Source organism: Thioalkalivibrio sp. ALJ16 (assembly GCF_000377345.1).
Classification (GTDB): Bacteria; Pseudomonadota; Gammaproteobacteria; order Ectothiorhodospirales; family Ectothiorhodospiraceae; genus Thioalkalivibrio.
In genome coordinates this window covers 249566-264915 of the sequence record NZ_KB898038.1, presented here as the reverse complement: position 1 = coordinate 264915, position 15350 = coordinate 249566, and the positions used below count along the sequence as shown (strand labels likewise).

Here is a 15350-nt window from a genome sequence, read left to right as displayed (position 1 = left end):
GCCCCCGGCCGGGCCGGATGCCGGAGATCCCCCAGGGCGAGTTCGCCCGGCGCCGTCAGCGCCTGATGCGGGCGCTCGGGCCGGAGGCGATCATCGTCGTCCCTGCCGCTCACGAGCGCACCCGCAACCGCGATGTCGAGTACCCCTTCCGTCAGGACAGCGACTTCCTCTACCTGACCGGCTTCCCGGAGCCGGATGCGGTGGCGGTGCTGGTGCCGGGGCGCCCGGCCGGCGAATACATCCTGTTCTGTCGCGACCGCGACCCGACCCAGGAGACCTGGCAGGGCCGCAGGGCCGGGCCGGACGGCGCGATGGAGACCTATGGGGCCGAGTGCGCCTTCCCGATCGAGGATATCGACGAGATCCTGCCGGGGCTGATGGAGAACCGCGCCGTGCTGGCCGCACCGTTCGGGCGCGACGAGCCGCTGGACCAGCGCCTGTTCGGCTGGGTCAACCGGGTGCGGGCCAAGGCCCGCAACGGCGTGCGCGCGCCGCACGAGTTCGTCGCGGTGGAGCACCACCTGCACGAGCAGCGGCTGTTCAAGAAGGCCCCCGAGCTCAAATTGATGCGTCACGCGGCCGCGATCTCCTCGCAGGCGCATGTGCGCGCCATGCAGGCCTGCCGGCCGGGCCTGACCGAGTTCGCGGTGGAGGCCGAGCTGCTGCACGAGTTCCACCGCTACGGAACCGAGACCGCGTATCCCTCCATCGTCGGTGGTGGCGAGAATGGCTGCATCCTGCACTACATCGAGAACCGCGCCGAGCTGAACGCCGGCGATCTCCTGCTGATCGACGCCGGCTGCGAGGTACAGGGCTATGCATCCGACATTACCCGCACCTTCCCGGTCTCCGGCCGTTTCGACGCCCGCCAGCGCGAGGTCTACGAGTGCGTGCTGGCCGCCCAGCTTGCCGCGATCGACGAGGTGCGCCCGGGCAACGACTGGGACACCCCGCACGCCACCGCCGTGCGCGAACTGACCCGCGGGCTCAAGGAGCTGGGCGTGCTCAAGGGCCGCCTGGACAAGCTGATCCGCGATCAGGCCTACCGCCCGTTTTACATGCACCGCACCGGCCACTGGCTGGGGCTGGACGTGCACGACGTCGGCGACTACCGCGTCGGCGATGCCTGGCGCCAGCTGGAACCCGGCATGGTGATGACCGTGGAACCCGGGCTCTATTTCGGGCCCTACAGCGATGCGCCGAAGGAGCTGCGCGGTATCGGCGTGCGCATCGAGGACGACGTCGCCGTCACCCGCGACGGCTGCGAGGTCCTCACCGCCGACTGCCCCAAGACCGTCGCCGACATCGAGGCCTGCATGGCCGGCGACCTCCCGGGCTGGGACTGACCATGCCCGCCCATCGTCTCTTCCGTTTCAATGAACGACCGGGAGTCCGGACCGGTGCGATTCGCCTGCAAGCAGGCTCCTACAGGGGGCAGCATGCACGATCCTCCGTGGGAGCCTGCTTGCAGGCGAATGGGGCGTCGGGCCTGTCCTTGCGGGGTGGATCTTGACAACAAACACCTGCGACATCGCCATCGTCGGCGGTGGGCCGGTCGGCGGCCTCGCCGCCTGCACCCTGGCGCGTGCGGGCTATGCGGTCACGCTGTTCGAGCGCGGGGCGCCGCCTGCACCGGATGCACACGCCAACGACACTCGTGGCTATGCCCTGGCGGCCGGCTCGGTGCAGTTCCTCGACGATCTCGGCTACTGGGCGCCGCTGGCGCAGCGGGCCACCGCGATCCGTTCCATCGTTGTCAGCCGTCGCGGCGTGCTGGGGCGGGTGTATCTGAATGCCGCCGACCATGGCCGCCATGCCCTTGGGCAGGTGGTGCCGGCCGTCGCGCTGGAGCCGATGCTGGACGCGGCCTGCCGCGATGCCGGTGTGAATGTGCGCTACCAGTCCACGCTGGCGGGCGTGGGGGACGTGACGGATGGGCGCCGCGTGCTGCACATCGACGGCGTCGAAGGCGAGGAGGTCTGGGCCGCCCGCCTGATCCTGGCCGCCGACGGCATCCAGTCCCCCACGCGCAAGGCCCTGGGGCTGCCGGTGAACCGCCTGCGCTATGCGGCGGATGCCCTGGTCTTCGACGTGCAACCGGCGCGGCCGCACAACGGCCAAGCCTTCGAGCGCTTCACCGACGAGGGGCCGCTGGCCCTGCTGCCGCAGGCGGATGGCCGGATGAACGTCGTCTGGGTGGCCCCGCCGGAGGCCTGCGAGCGGCGGCTGGAGCTGGACGAGGCCGAGCGCCTGCGCGAGCTGCAGGCCCGCTTCGGCTGGACCCTGGGCCGCCTGCGTCCGGCTGGCCGCGTAGTGCGTTTTCCTCTGGAGCGGGTGCATGCCCCCGAGCCGGTCGCGGAGCGCGCACTGTTGCTGGGCAATGCCGCGCACGCGGTGCACCCGGTGGCGGGGCAGGGTCTGAACCTGTCCCTGCGCGATGTCGCGACCCTGCTGGGCGCCCTGCGTGATGGGCGCGAGCCGGACGGCACCCCGCATTTCGTGACCGATCCCGGTGCGGCGGCCATGCTCGAAGCCTATGCGCGGGCCCGTCGTCGCGATGTGACCGGGGTGGTCGCCACGACTGACTTCCTGGCCCGCGGCATGCTGCACGCGGCCGGCCTGCGCGGGCACGCGCTGGGCGGCGGCATGATGGCCGTCGACCGCCTGCGCCCCGCGCGGGACCGCCTCGCCCGCGCGGCCATGGGCCTCGGCCCATTGCCGCGCCACACCGCCCGGCATCTCGCCCGGCCGGATACGGAGGGCGTGGCATGAGCGCACGCGGCACAGGTGAGGTGCTCGATCTGCTCGTGGTCGGTGCCGGTGCCGTCGGCGGCGCCATCGCGCTGGGCGCGGCGCGCCAGGGCCTGCGCGTGGGCCTGCTGGAGCGCAATGCCGCGCCCGCCTTTACTGACGCCACGCCCGTCACGCGGGTGGCGACGCTGAACATCGCCTCGATGGATTTCCTCGCCACGCTGGGCGTGCAGGACGCGCTGGAGGCGCGCCGTGCCCACGCCTTCTCCGGCATGAGCGTGTGGGACGCGCACGGCCCGGGGCATATCCGCTTTGATGCCGACGAGCTGGGCGTGCCGGCGCTGGGCTGGACCGTGGAGCACGCCGCGCTGGAGGCCGTGCTGTGGGCGGAACTGGAGGCCGCCGGGGTCACCCTGTGGCCGGAGACCGAATGGAAGAGCGTGGATGCGCGCCCGGATCGGGTCGACCTCTACGGCCCGCAGCACGCGCGGCTCGCCTCCGCCCGATTGGTGGTCGCGGCCGACGGTGCGCACTCCCCACTGCGGCACCGCATGGGCATCCCGGTGCGCGAGCAGGACTATCACGCCCGCGGCGTGGTCGCGACTGTTACCACTGAGCGCCCGCACGAGGACACCGCCTGGCAGCGCTTCGTCGACGACCAGATCATCGCGTTCCTGCCGCTGGCCGACGGGCGCAGTTCTATCGTTTGGTCCCAGCCCGAGCATCAGGCGGATGCGACGCTGGCCCTGGACGACGCCGGTTTCTGTGAGGCGCTGGCGGAGGCGATCGACCACCGCCTGGGTGCGATCACCGCCACCTCCCGGCGCGCGAGCTTCCCGCTGGTCGCGCGCCACGCCCGTACCTATCACGACGGCCGCGTGGCGCTGGCGGGGGATGCCGCCCACACCATCCACCCGCTGGCCGGGCAGGGCCTGAACCTCGGCCTGGCCGACGCCCGCGCCCTGGTCGAGCGCCTGCATGGCCCCGCCCGCCGCGACCCCGGCGCCGAGACCGTACTGCGCGCCTACACCCGCGACCGCCGCGCCGGGAATGCCTTCATGCAACGCGCCATGGACGGCTTCCGCCTGATCTTCGCCACCCACGCCGCCGGCCTGCCCGAGCTACGCGGCCTCGGCATCCGCCTGGTCGACCAGGCCACCCCGCTAAAACGCCGCCTCGCCCTTCGCGCCTTCGGCCTCGACTAGCTGCAACCACTCAGCTATCCAACCGCCGAATCTTCTCCACCCGCATTCGCCCCGTGGGAGCCGCCTCGGCGGCGAAGCCCCTGCCAAAGGTCGGCACGGGCAGGAGCTTCGCCTGCAAGCAGGCTCCCACGGTGCAGCCGCGTGGGAGCGGGCTTGCCCGCGAAGCCCCCCGCCAAAGCCCGAAAGCCCCGACGGCATCATTCGCGCGCCACAAGCCGAATCATCCCTATACCGCTCCGTCCCAACCGGCGCATCTTCTCCGCCCGCCTTCGCCCCGTGGGAGCCGCCTTGGCGGCGAAGCTCCTGCCAAAGCCGGGACTCTCCATCGGCGCTATCAACCTCTTACCCGCTTACCCGCGCGCCGCCGCAGGTTTTTGTGCGTGCTATATTGATGTCAACCGGTCCACCCACTGGTCCATAAAGGTGCAAGCATGTCTCATCACGAAATCATCGGGGCTCACGATGCCAAGACACACCTTTCCGGTTTCCTCAGGAAGGTGCAGGCCGGCGGGCGTTTTACCATCACCCAGCGGGGCCGTCCTGTGGCTGCGCTTGTGCCACTGGAGGAGGACGATGCGCCCAGACGTGTGCAGGCCGCACGGAGTCTCCGGCAGCTGATGGCCGAGGCCCCAGCGCGGGGGAAGGTGGATATCAAGGCCCTCGTCGAGTCGGGACGTGACTGATGGATCTCGTGCTCGACAATTCCATCGTGATGCGCTGGTTGCTGTCCGATGGTAGTGCCGCCGACCGGGAAGTCGCGGCAACGGTCCTGCGTTCCATCGAGTCGGGCGATATCCGTCTGATCGCGCCATCCGTCTGGCCGTTGGAGGTCGCCAACGTGGTCGCCCGTGCGGAAAGCCAGGGCCTGGTGACCGAAGCGGAAACCACGCGTTTCCTCGCGCTACTGCAGGATCTCATGGTGGCCGTTGATCCCGGCGGCATCGATCCGGTCTTCGGCCTTACGCTTCAACTGGCCAGGCGTTATGGCCTTTCCGCGTACGATGCCTCCTATCTCGCACTCGCGCTTCAGTACGGCGCCACCCTTGCCACACTGGACCAGGCCCTGATCATCGCGGCTCGCCGAGCCGGGGTCGCTGTGTTCGCAAACAGCGCCTGACGGTTCCGTCGAGTTTCAATCGGATCGCCGCAGCCAGCGCCGTCACCCTCAACCCGCCTCAGCAGCATGCGCCGCCTATATCCGCCGCCCCGTCGTCATCCCGGCCGCAGCGAAGCGAAGAGCCGGGATCTCCAGCGTCGGAGCGACACCCCGCATTCGCGCTACCACCAATGCTCGAGATCCCGGATAACCGCGCTGCGGTTCCCGAGATGACCGAACGAGAGGGATTCCCCTTGAACCTCCGGTCTGTGTTTGGTCGTCAACCTCGCCCTCCCCCCCAGTGGGAGCGGGCTTGCCCGCGAAGCCCCCGCCAAAGCCCGAAAGCCCCCGAGTCGTCACAACCCACGCTCGCACTGCCGCACCCAGTGTGTGCTTTCCGCCACACTCGGCGCGTGACCCTGCCCGAATCTCTGCTTGTTGCATAAACACAACGCGGCTGGGTATCGCCTTCGGCACGGAAAAATCACGCCAACACCGCAAACCGGAAAAAATAAGGAAAACCTGAGCAAATCCGCGAAATCGCGCGCCAGAGGCGAATAAGAAAATCTCGATAAACAATAGGATTCAGGGGCTTGCGAGCCATTTCGCGCATCGTCGCAGGCATTGCGCGCAAGTGCTTGATCTATCGAAACGCGCCGTATCGCCCGGATTCACCCGCACTGTGGCAATTTTTTCCCGCCCGGGGGTTGAAACGCGACACCGTGGTGTATATAAAACACCTGTCATTCGCGGCATCGCCCGTGGATGCAGGCGTAGATTACGAACACATACCTCTCCTGGGAGATACGCAACATGAAGAAACAGATTCTCGCAGTCGCCGTTGCCGGCGCCTTCGCAGTCCCGGCCTTCGCCGCCGCCGACACCAACGTCACCCTGTTCGGCCAGATCCAGAGCCAGGCCGTCTATGACTCGGTCAGCATCGACGGCCAGGCTGATCCGAGCTCCGAGCTGCGTATCCGTGACGCCGGTGGCGCACTTGGTGGCCTCGACGGCGCCGGCCCGAACCAGTTCGGCGTCAACATTCGTCACGACCTGGGCAATGGCCTCACCGCGATCGCCAAGATCGAGCAGGACTTCACCGTCAATGGCTCGAACGACTTCTCGGCCCGTGATCGTTTCGTGGGTCTGAGCGGCGACTTCGGTACCGTGCGCATGGGTCGTATGGCCACCTCCTACACCACCGCTGGCAAGGACCCGCTGAACGCGACCTTCATGCAGGGTCGACTTAACGGTGGCCGCGTGGGCCCGTTCGGTGGTCTGGGTAACGGCAGCTACCTGAACGACACCATCGCCTACTCCAACAGCTTCGGCATGGTCAGCCTCGTGGGTATGGCGCACGTCAACAACGGCGATAACAGCGACAGCGCTTACTCTGCTCGCCTGAACTTCGACCTCGGCGACATCGACCTGTACGCGGCCTACATGTACGCCGATGATTATGCCTCTATCGACGACCCCTTCGATACGTCTAATGACCCCGACTCCTTCGGCCTCAATAAGGCTCGTCTGGCCAAGCTGGGCGTTGATTGGAGCTCCGGTCCGTTCCGCCTGGTGGGTGAATACGAAAACGTTCGTGTCGACATCGACGGCTTGCCCGCTCGCGTGGCTGACAGCGACGTGTTCTTCCTGTCCGGCACCTACACCATGGGTCGTAACGACTTCGTGCTGAACCTGGGTCATACCCGCAACAGCGGTTCGAACAACAACACTGACTACGTCGCCCTGGGCATGAAGCACAACTTCAGCAACCGCGTGATGGCCTTTGCGGGTGTGGCTTACACCGATCAGGACAACAACTCCCTTGTCACCGGCGGTCTGGCCCACGGTGATATCTCGGCCTTGTCCGAAGGTGAGGTCGCTCCTGCTGGATCCACCTCGACCACTCAGGTCGGTGCCGGTCTGCGGGTGTCCTTCTAAGCCCGAATCGCTTCGAGCGGTATAACAATACAGTTGTACGTATTGGCGGGGCCCCCAGGGGCCCCGTTTTTTGTGCGTATCTTTCGGCCCCGTTTGGGGCCTTTTTTATGTTTGGGGCTGGTGGCTCGCCATCTGGGCGCCTTCGCGCATGTGCCGTGGCGGTGCAGCGTGGGGCGGCTGCCTTCGTTTGGCGCCGGTGAATCCCGGCTTCTCAATTCGGTGTCATCCAGTTGGCTGATGTCTCCCGCTGTCATCCCGGCCGGAGCGCAGCGGAGAGCCGGGATCCAGGATGTCGGGACTACCCGAGGGCTGTGCTTTGGCGAAGGCGGGAGATCCCGGATAACCGCTGCGCGGTTTTCGGGATGACGATCCGGGATCTTGCTTTGGGGATATGCCGCGCGGGTTTGGCGGCGGCGTTGCGGGTGCGGCGCGATTCGATGAGTGCGTTAGCCGGGGGTGTTCGGGTGTGGTGGGTGAATATCAGTCGATCGGGGTGACGCGGAGTTCCAGGGTGAAGTGGTCGCGGTCGCGGGTGGTGCGGCGGGAGGCGAGGCCACGAGTGTCGAACTCAAGGGTCTGCTCGACGCCGGCGACGGGGTGCCATCGCCCGGGTTCGAGGGTGATGGCGGTGGTCAGGGCCTGGCGGTCGATACGGCCGGGGCCGCCCGGGGCGGGGCGTTCGTGGAGCTGCTCGATCTCCACGCGCACGCGCCCGTCCGGCTGGAGCTGCGGGCGGACGCGGAAGCCGCGCGTGGTGTCCTGGACCAGGGGTTCGACACCGACGCCTGCGCGCCCCGCGATCAGGCGAAAGCCGGCGGGCTCGGTCTCGCCGACCAGGATGGTGGCGCTGGTGCCTTCGCGTAGGCGCAGCTGCTGGGTCAGGTCTTCGCGGCGGGTGGTGATGCGGCGCGAGACCGTGCCGCGGGCGCGGGTGCCTGCCGGGCCGGTCTCCAGATCGATGCCGGTGCCGTGTTCGCGGCCGGGGGCCTCGGCGCTTCGGCGGACGGACAGCAGCAGGTCGCGCGCGGGGTGATCCAGCTCGGCGACGAGTGCGCGGATCTGCTGCATGGTGGCTGCGTCCGCGCGTACCAGCAGGCGGAAGCCATCCGCGCGCAGCGTGGCGGTGTCGCCGAACAGGGCCTGCAGCTCGTCCAGGATCTCGCCGGCCGGGCGGTTCCGCAACGGGAGTACCGCGACCTCGGCATGGGGATCGCGCGCGCGGGCCGCGACGGGCAGGACGAGCGCGGCGCCTGCGGCGGCGAGGACCCGTAGCAGGCGGCGGCGCGGCGGGGGCGGGTTGCGACCGGGGGTGCTCATGGGCGCTCGGGCTACACCATCAGACGCCGCAGTTCGACGGCCTCGTCGCTCAGGCTCCAGTGCGCCTCGAAGTCCTGCACCGCGCGCTGGGTGCCGGGGCGGTCGTCAATGTCGCCGCGCAGGATGCGGCGCCCACCGGCCTGGGTCAGCTGCATCCAGCCGCTGTGGTCGGCAATGGCGGTCAGGGTGAGCGGGCTTTCCTCGCTGGCGTCCAGCCGCCGTACCGAGACGGCGGTGGGCAGGCGCTTGATGCTCTCGACGAGGCTCGGCAGCTGTTCCTTCAGCGCAAGGTCGTCGTCCACCAGCAGGCGGATGTCGGTATGCCGGTGGCGGCGGGCAATACCGGCGAGCTCGGCGCCGAGGTCGGCCCCGGCGATCTCCGCGAGCAGGGCCACGCGTGTGTGCAGCCAGAACCGGCGGCGGGCGGCAGTCAGGAGTTCGGCCAGCAGGGCCTCGGCATCGCTCAGGGTGGGGTCGCGTTCGGGGGCGGTCATTGGGCGCTCGCTCGGTTTGACGGTCCTTCTCTCAGCATAGGGTAGTGGGGGTGCGTTCGCATCATTGTTCAGGGTCGTTTGCCTCGAGGGGGTGAGCGGAGCGTTTCGGCCGTTATTCAGAGGCATGGGTACGGTGGTGGAAGCGGGTAAGCAGGATCTGTGAGATCCGTACAAGCCTCCTGTGGGAGCCTGCTTGCAGGCGAAGCTCCTGCCCGCCTCCGACTTTGGCAGGGGCTTCGCCGGCGAGCCGGCTCCCACGGGGGTGCGCCAGCGGGGTTACAGTGGCTGGGTCGCGTGGTTGTGGGTGGCATGGGAATGGGGCGTCGCCGGGCGCGGGATCGGGCTTTGGATGCGGTGCAGCATGCGGCGGTGGGGGATGCCGGCATCCTCGAAGGTGTCGCTGATCACGAAGAAGTCGTGGCGGGCGTAGAAGCCGATGCGTGCGCTCTGCGCGTTCAGCCAGACTTCCTTCCAGCCGTGGCGGGTGGCGGCATCGAGGGCGCATTCGAGCAGCCGGGAGCCGATGCCATGGCCGCGCCAGGCGGCGCGTACGGCCATGCGCCCGATCTGCCCGGACGGGAGCATGCGCAGGGTCCCGACCGGTTCCTGGTCCGGCCCGCTGGCCAGCCAGTGCAGGGCGGCGGCGTCGAGGCCGTCGAATTCCAGGGCCTCGGGGACGTGTTGTTCCTCGACGAATACCTCGTGGCGGATACGGGACAGGGCCCCGGCGTCGGCAGGCCAGCTGGCCTCCCGAAAGGTGATGCGCTGCTGCATGGAATCCTCCTCCGGAACGCCTTGTACAGGAGCCGCTGGCCGCAGGCGATGGCGTCTGCCGCCGGGTGGCGCCCTGGACCGTCCTGGTCCTGCCCCCGGACGGAAGAGTCTAGTCCAGGCCGGGGCAATCTTCCTGTGAAGGGTTTCGCGGAATACGGGCCGGCCGGTTCATGGCGCGGCGGGTGGCCCTGGATGCAGGCGCGTGTCGGGCTGAGGGAATTGCCGCCGCGTGTTGGCACCCCGCGATTGCGGGGCGCGCCCGCAGGTGGCGAAGGCCCGTGCGCTTCGCGATGAGGGCATCGCCCTCGCCGCGTGTGCATGGAGCGTCTTGCTAGCTCTGGCCGATCAGGGTGTCGCGGAAGCGGCGTGACAGGGGGTTCTCCGGATGCAGCCAGATGCCGAAGTAGGCCTCGGCAAAGTCGGCGCCGGGGACTTCGACCAGCGGCGTGCCGTTCTGTAGCAGGCGCGTGCCATGCCCCGGGCGGTATTCCAGCGCGTAGCGGTCGCCGGCCTCCATGTCGCGGTAGGCGGCGTTGAAGGTCTCCAGGCGCTCGGCCAGGGCCTCCAGCGTCTCCGCGTCCTGCTGGTCCTCAAGCAGGCGATTGCCGCTGCGGCGGAAGTCGTCGGCACTGATCGCGCGCAGGTATTCCAGTTCCAGGCGCTTGGGGACATCCGCGGTCAGCACGGCGTCCGGGGTGACGTCTTCGGGGATGTACAGCGCCCCGACATAGACGCGAAAGACGGTGTAGCGGTACAGGCGTCCGGCGCGCAGTGGCACCTGGGTGTCGTCGATGGTGATGGCGTCGGCAAAGGTGACGCCGTCGATCTCGGTTTCCGCCGTGGCGGGTGCGGCGAGGAACAGCGTCAGCACAAGCGCCAGGGTGGCAGGGATGAAGCGATGGCCAGGTTTCATGGGGTGTTGCCTCCGGGCTGGACGGGGATGGTGGCTTGCTCGCGCGCGTGGATGCGTTCGCGCAGCGCGTGCTGGGCGTCGGCATCGATGGGGAAGCGCCAGATCAGGGCCATTGCGGCGAGCTTGAACAGGACCGGCAGGCCGGCATAGGCCAGTGCCAGTACCAGCAGGGCGGTGGGGCCGTTGTCGCCCGCGGCCGAGAACCCGGCCGCGCCCAGCAGGGGAAAGCTGAGCCCGACGGCGAGGGCCAGGGCCAGCTTGGTGGCCATTCCCCACAGGCCGAAGAAGAGCCCGGCGCGTTCGCCACCGCCATCGGCGGTGTCCTGGTCGATTACGTCGGCCTGCATCGCGGCCGGCAGGGCGAGATCGACCCCGAGGCTGAGTCCGGTCAGTACGGTGATCGCGTAGAACGCGAGTACGTCGCCGGACCCCAGGAACGGGACCCAGATAAAGAAGCTCGATGCCAGCAGCATCGAGAGCGTCCACACCTGGTGCTTGGGCAGGCGGCGCGCGAGGCGCAGCCACAGGGGCAGTGCGAGGATGCCGGTGGCGAAGTACACCAGTAGCAGCGGCCCGGCGTGTTCCGGGGCCTCCAGTACATGGGTGATGAACAGCAGGAACAGCGTGGCCGGGATCGCGTTGGCGGTGCCGTTGAGGACCCAGGCCAGGACCAGGCGCCGGAACGGCCGGTTGGCCAGCAGCAGGCCCCAGCCCGCGCGCCAGGGCACGGGTTTTAGGCGGCCGGGCCGCTCCGGCACCCGCCAGAGCAGGACCACGAAGGCCAGCGGCAGCAGCACCCACAGCAGCACGGCCAGTGCGGCCAGTGCAGCGCCGGCGTCATCCTGCAGCCCGAGGACCGCGGGCAGTGCGGCGGCGGTGACCGTGCCCAGCACCACGAAGCCCTCGCGCGCGGCGGTGATGCGAGAGCGTTCGTGGTAGTCGCCGGACAGCTCGGCACCCCAGGCCGCATAGGGCAGGGCCACCAGCGTCCAGCCCAGGTAGACGAGGGTACTGAACAACAGCAGGTAGCCGGCCCCGGCATCTTCCGGCGGGCGGAACAGGAACGGGGCGGCCACCAGCAGCAGTGGCACGCCGGCCAGCATCACCGCGCGCCGGCGCCAGGCTCCGGGGATGCGGTCGGACAAATGGCCGATCAGGGGGTCGGTGACCACGTCCAGCAGCCGCGCCAGGAGCAGCAGCAGCCCGACAAGCGTTATGCCCAGCCCGGTGTGCTCGGCGTAGTGCGCCGGCAGGAACACATACAGCGGCAGCCCGAGTACGGCCAGGGGCATGCCCAGGCCGCCGTAGGCGAACAGCCGCGGCCAGCGCAGGGTGTTCACTTCATTGGGTCGCCGTGCGGTCGTCCTGCATCCCGGGTTGGGCCGGGCTCTGCAGGACGGCCTGCATCAGGTTCACGCGGTCGGTGTCGAAGCCGACCTCGCAGTAGGCCAGGTAGTAGCGCCACATGCGCAGGAAGGACGGCGAGTAGCCCAGCGCCTCGATCACCGGCTCGGCCTGACGCACCTCCTGGTGCCAGTGCCGCAGCGTGCGCGCGTAGTCCGCCCCGAAGAAGGCCTGATCCGCGACGGTCAGGCCGGCCTGCTCGGCCTCCGCGTTGAAGCGCGGGACCGAAGGCAGCATGCCACCGGGAAAGATGTAGAGCTGGATGAAGTCGGCATTGCGGCGGTAGTACTCGAAGGCCTGTTCGGCAATGGTGATCACCTGCAGCGCCGCGCGCCCGCCCGGGCGCAGGCACTCGCGGACCTTGGCAAAGAAGGTCGGCCACCACTGTTCGCCTACCGCCTCGAACATCTCGATGGACACCACGTGATCAAAGCGGCCCTCCAGATCGCGGTAGTCCTGCAGGCGCAGTTCCACGCGGTCCTCGAGGCCAGCGCGCTCGATGCGCGCGCGGGCGTAGTCCAGCTGTTCCTGCGACAGGGTGACGCCGGTGACCCGGTAGCCGCGCTGCGCGGCCATCTCGGCAAAGCCGCCCCAGCCGCAGCCGATTTCGAGGATGTGCGCGCCGGGGGCGGCATCGAGCTGGTCCAGCAGGCGTGCGTATTTCTGCGACTGGGCCTGTTCCAGGGCCTCGTCGCCGCGGGTGAACAGGGCCGACGAGTAGCTCATGCTGCGGTCCAGCCACAGGTCGTAGAAGTCGTTGCCGAGATCGTAGTGAAAGCGGATGTTGGCGCGGCTGCCGCGGCGGCTGTTGCGGTGCATCCAGTGGCGCAGGCGGTCGATGCCTCGCTGCCAGCCGGGACGGTCCGCCAGGGCCGCCACCGCGTCCTGGTTGTCGGTGGCGAAGCGCAGCAGGGCCTGCAGGTCGGGGGTGAACCAGTCCCCGCTGATGAAGCCCTCGGCAAAGCCGATGTCGCCGTGGCGCAGCAGGCGCAGGATCGCGCGCCACGGGCGCCGGAAGTGCCAGATCGCCTCGGCGCCGGCACGGCGCCCGCGTACGGTGACGCGATCGCCGCCGGGGCCGATCAGGGTGATCTGTCCGCTGTCGATGTCCTTCAGCGCCCGCGCGATCAGGCGCAGGGCCCAGTCACGGCGGGCGGTTGCGACTTGGGGGGTGTCGAGTTGGTCGAGGGACATTAGTCGATCTCCTGTGCCGGACGCGGCGGGCGCGGGTGATAGCGCCCGCCGCGCCACCAGATCCTGAGTGCCTGCCAGTGAATCAGGGGCAGGACCCTGAGGGTCATCCAGGGCTTGCGCAGGAATGCGCCCAGCAACGCACGGTCGTTGAACGGGCGCAGACGGCCGTGCTGGGTGGCCGTGAGCATCAGTTCCTGGTCCTGGTATTCGTTGATGGCAATGCGCAGGGAGGCACCGGCCTCCGCGCGCGGGGGCGTCAGGGTGAAGGCGTAGCGCGCGTGCATGTCGATGAACGGTGATACGTGGAAGGACTTGTCCTTCTGCTGGCGTACCGGGAGGGCCATGGGTGCGCCGTTCTCGTGCAGCAGATAGTGGTGGTGCTCGCCGAAGGTGTTGCGCACCTCCAGCAGGATGGCACGCAGCCCCCCGTCGGCATGCCAGGCATACCAGATGCTGAGCGGGTTGAAGGCGTGCCCGAGTACCCGCGGCATGGTCAGCAGGCGGATGCGGCCGCCGGCGAGTTCGATGCCGTGCTCGGCCAGGCGGGTCTCGATCCAGGGGCGCCAGGGGCGGCCGTCGCGCGGGCCGTGATCACGCGTGCGCAGGCTGAACAGGTTACGCCGGTCCAGCGAGAACAGGCGGCAGCGCCGGGTGGTTTCCGCCAGCCGGTCGATATCGAACAGCGCGCTGATGACCGGATAGCGAAACCGGTACTGCTGCGGAAAAAAGCGCTGGTGCATCACCCAGCCGGGTACCAGGGCCGCGTCCATTCAGGCGGCCCGCGAGCGTGCGGCGGGCGCGCCGGCAGGGGCGGGACCGCCCCTGTGCGCAACCGGTCGGGTGTCGAGTGGACTGTGGGCGGGTGCGCCCCGTGTGCCGATCGGCTGTGACCACGGCGGTTCGATGCCCATGGCCTGGCCGACGTGTACTGCCGAGCGCAGGCCGTCCTCGTGGAAGCCGTAGCCCATCCAGGCGCCTGCGAAGTACAGGCCGTCCTCGCCCTGGGTCGCGGCCAGCCGTGCGCGTGCGGCCTCGGCGGCGGTGTCCATCACCGGGTGCTCCCAGCTCTGTTCGCGCAGTACCGTGGTCGGGTGGGGCTCGCGCAGCGGGTTCAGGCTGATGATGTAGTCCTGGCGTCGTTCCAGCCGATGCAGGCGGTTCATCCAGTAGGAGACCGAGACCCGGCTGCGGGAATCGCCGTGGTGACCGCTGAGGTAGTTCCACGACGACCAGACCCGCCGCGAGCGCGGCATCAGGTCCGGGTCGGTGTGCAGCACGGCGCGGTTGGACTGGAATCGGCAGGCCGCCAGCAGGCGGTCACGCGTGGGGTCCGCGGCGTTCAGCAGGTAGCGGGCGGTATCCGCGTGGCAGGCAAACACGACGCTGTCGAAGCCGGAGACCTGGTCATCCGTCAGGACCTGCCACTGGCCGGACTCGGGCAGCACCGCCCGCACCGGACGATGGACGGTGGTGCCCGGTTCCAGCCTTGCGGCCAGGCGCTGCACGTATTCGCGGCTGCCACCGGTCACCGTGCGCCACTGCGGCCGGTCGCGCAGATCCAGCAGGCCATGGTTGTAGAAGAACTGGAGGAAACTGGCGGCCGGGAATTCGCGGATCTCCTCGGGCGGGCAGGACCAGATCGCCGCGGCCATGGGCAGCAGGTAGTCCTCGGCGAAGCCGCGGCCGAGGCGGTGGCGGTCGAGGAACGCTCCCAGGGTGCCGTTCGCGCTCTCGCCACGCTCGAACAGCATCCTGCCGAGACGGTTGAAACGCAGGATGTCGCTGGCCATGCGCAGGAAGCGCGGGCGCAGCAGGTTGCGGCGCTGGGCAAACAGGGTGTTGAGATCCGACCCGGCATACTCCACGCCATGGGGCTGGCGCGAGTAGGCGAAGGACATGTCGGTGTCCTGGGTGGCCACGTCCAGCTCCGCGAACAGCCGCGTCAGCAGCGGGTAGTTGCGTTCGTTGTACACCACGAACCCGGTATCGATGGCGGTCGGGCCCTGCGGATCGGTGACCTCCACGGTGTGGGCATGGCCCCCGAGCGCGGGTTCGGCCTCGAACAACCGGACCTGATGCCGGGTCTGGAGGATCCAGGCCGCCGACAGGCCGGCGATGCCGCCGCCGATGACAGCGATGCGCGAGCGTTTCATGGCAGAGAATCTCCAGACCAGGGGGTGATGGACAACTTATACAATAGCTGTACAATCACTGTAAATAGCCTTGGCTCCGGTATCGACCCTTGGAGGCGAAAATCGAGGCCG

General features: G+C 68.8%; 14 protein-coding genes. 6 read left to right on the top strand and 8 right to left on the bottom strand.

Annotated features, from left to right (window positions below; genetic code table 11):
- Nucleotides 1-17 precede the first annotated feature (17 nt).
- From pepP to D000_RS0103240, 6 genes are all read left to right on the top strand, one after another.
- Nucleotides 18-1346, top strand: a complete 1329-nt coding sequence (gene pepP, locus D000_RS0103265; protein WP_026279734.1) for a Xaa-Pro aminopeptidase — start codon at nucleotides 18-20, stop codon at nucleotides 1344-1346.
- A gap of 163 nt (nucleotides 1347-1509) precedes the next feature.
- Entirely contained in the window at nucleotides 1510-2772 is a 1263-nt protein-coding gene (locus D000_RS0103260; RefSeq protein WP_018872126.1) for an FAD-dependent monooxygenase, read from the top strand.
- Complete coding sequence (locus D000_RS0103255) at nucleotides 2769-3956, top strand: FAD-dependent monooxygenase (RefSeq protein WP_018872125.1); 1188 nt, start codon at nucleotides 2769-2771, stop codon at nucleotides 3954-3956. The genes D000_RS0103260 and D000_RS0103255 overlap by 4 nt, the downstream gene beginning before the upstream one ends.
- A 431-nt stretch (nucleotides 3957-4387) precedes the next feature.
- Nucleotides 4388-4639, top strand: coding sequence for a type II toxin-antitoxin system Phd/YefM family antitoxin (locus tag D000_RS0103250; protein WP_018872124.1), 252 nt, complete (start codon nucleotides 4388-4390; stop codon nucleotides 4637-4639).
- A complete protein-coding gene (locus tag D000_RS0103245; RefSeq protein WP_018872123.1) occupies nucleotides 4639-5073 on the top strand; it encodes a type II toxin-antitoxin system VapC family toxin in 435 nt (144 codons plus the stop codon). Before D000_RS0103250 ends, D000_RS0103245 begins: the two co-directional genes overlap by 1 nt.
- Nucleotides 5074-5865: 792 nt before the next feature.
- Nucleotides 5866-6990, top strand: a complete 1125-nt coding sequence (locus D000_RS0103240) for a porin (protein ID WP_018872122.1) — start codon at nucleotides 5866-5868, stop codon at nucleotides 6988-6990.
- A 480-nt stretch (nucleotides 6991-7470) separates the two neighbouring features.
- Here the strand turns inward: D000_RS0103240 and D000_RS0103235 are convergent, their stop codons facing one another.
- The 8 genes from D000_RS0103235 to D000_RS0103200 form a co-directional block, all read right to left on the bottom strand.
- Nucleotides 7471-8307, bottom strand: a complete 837-nt coding sequence (locus D000_RS0103235) for a secretin N-terminal domain-containing protein (RefSeq protein ID WP_018872121.1) — start codon at nucleotides 8305-8307, stop codon at nucleotides 7471-7473.
- A gap of 11 nt (nucleotides 8308-8318) precedes the next feature.
- Entirely contained in the window at nucleotides 8319-8801 is a 483-nt protein-coding gene (locus D000_RS0103230) for a hypothetical protein (RefSeq protein ID WP_018872120.1), read from the bottom strand.
- Between the two features lie 276 nt (nucleotides 8802-9077).
- Nucleotides 9078-9575: a GNAT family N-acetyltransferase gene (locus tag D000_RS0103225; RefSeq protein WP_018872119.1), complete on the bottom strand. Its 498-nt coding sequence runs from the start codon at nucleotides 9573-9575 to the stop codon at nucleotides 9078-9080.
- 331 nt (nucleotides 9576-9906) lie between these two features.
- Nucleotides 9907-10488: a chalcone isomerase family protein gene (locus tag D000_RS0103220; protein ID WP_018872118.1), complete on the bottom strand. Its 582-nt coding sequence runs from the start codon at nucleotides 10486-10488 to the stop codon at nucleotides 9907-9909.
- A complete protein-coding gene (locus D000_RS0103215; RefSeq protein ID WP_018872117.1) occupies nucleotides 10485-11828 on the bottom strand; it encodes an MFS transporter in 1344 nt (447 codons plus the stop codon). The genes D000_RS0103220 and D000_RS0103215 overlap by 4 nt, the downstream gene beginning before the upstream one ends.
- A 1-nt stretch (nucleotide 11829) precedes the next feature.
- A complete protein-coding gene (locus tag D000_RS0103210; protein WP_018872116.1) occupies nucleotides 11830-13086 on the bottom strand; it encodes a cyclopropane-fatty-acyl-phospholipid synthase family protein in 1257 nt (418 codons plus the stop codon).
- Complete coding sequence (locus tag D000_RS0103205) at nucleotides 13086-13856, bottom strand: DUF1365 domain-containing protein (protein ID WP_018872115.1); 771 nt, start codon at nucleotides 13854-13856, stop codon at nucleotides 13086-13088. Before D000_RS0103205 ends, D000_RS0103210 begins: the two co-directional genes overlap by 1 nt.
- Nucleotides 13857-15239, bottom strand: a complete 1383-nt coding sequence (locus D000_RS0103200; RefSeq protein ID WP_018872114.1) for an NAD(P)/FAD-dependent oxidoreductase — start codon at nucleotides 15237-15239, stop codon at nucleotides 13857-13859.
- Nucleotides 15240-15350: the final 111 nt, after the last annotated feature.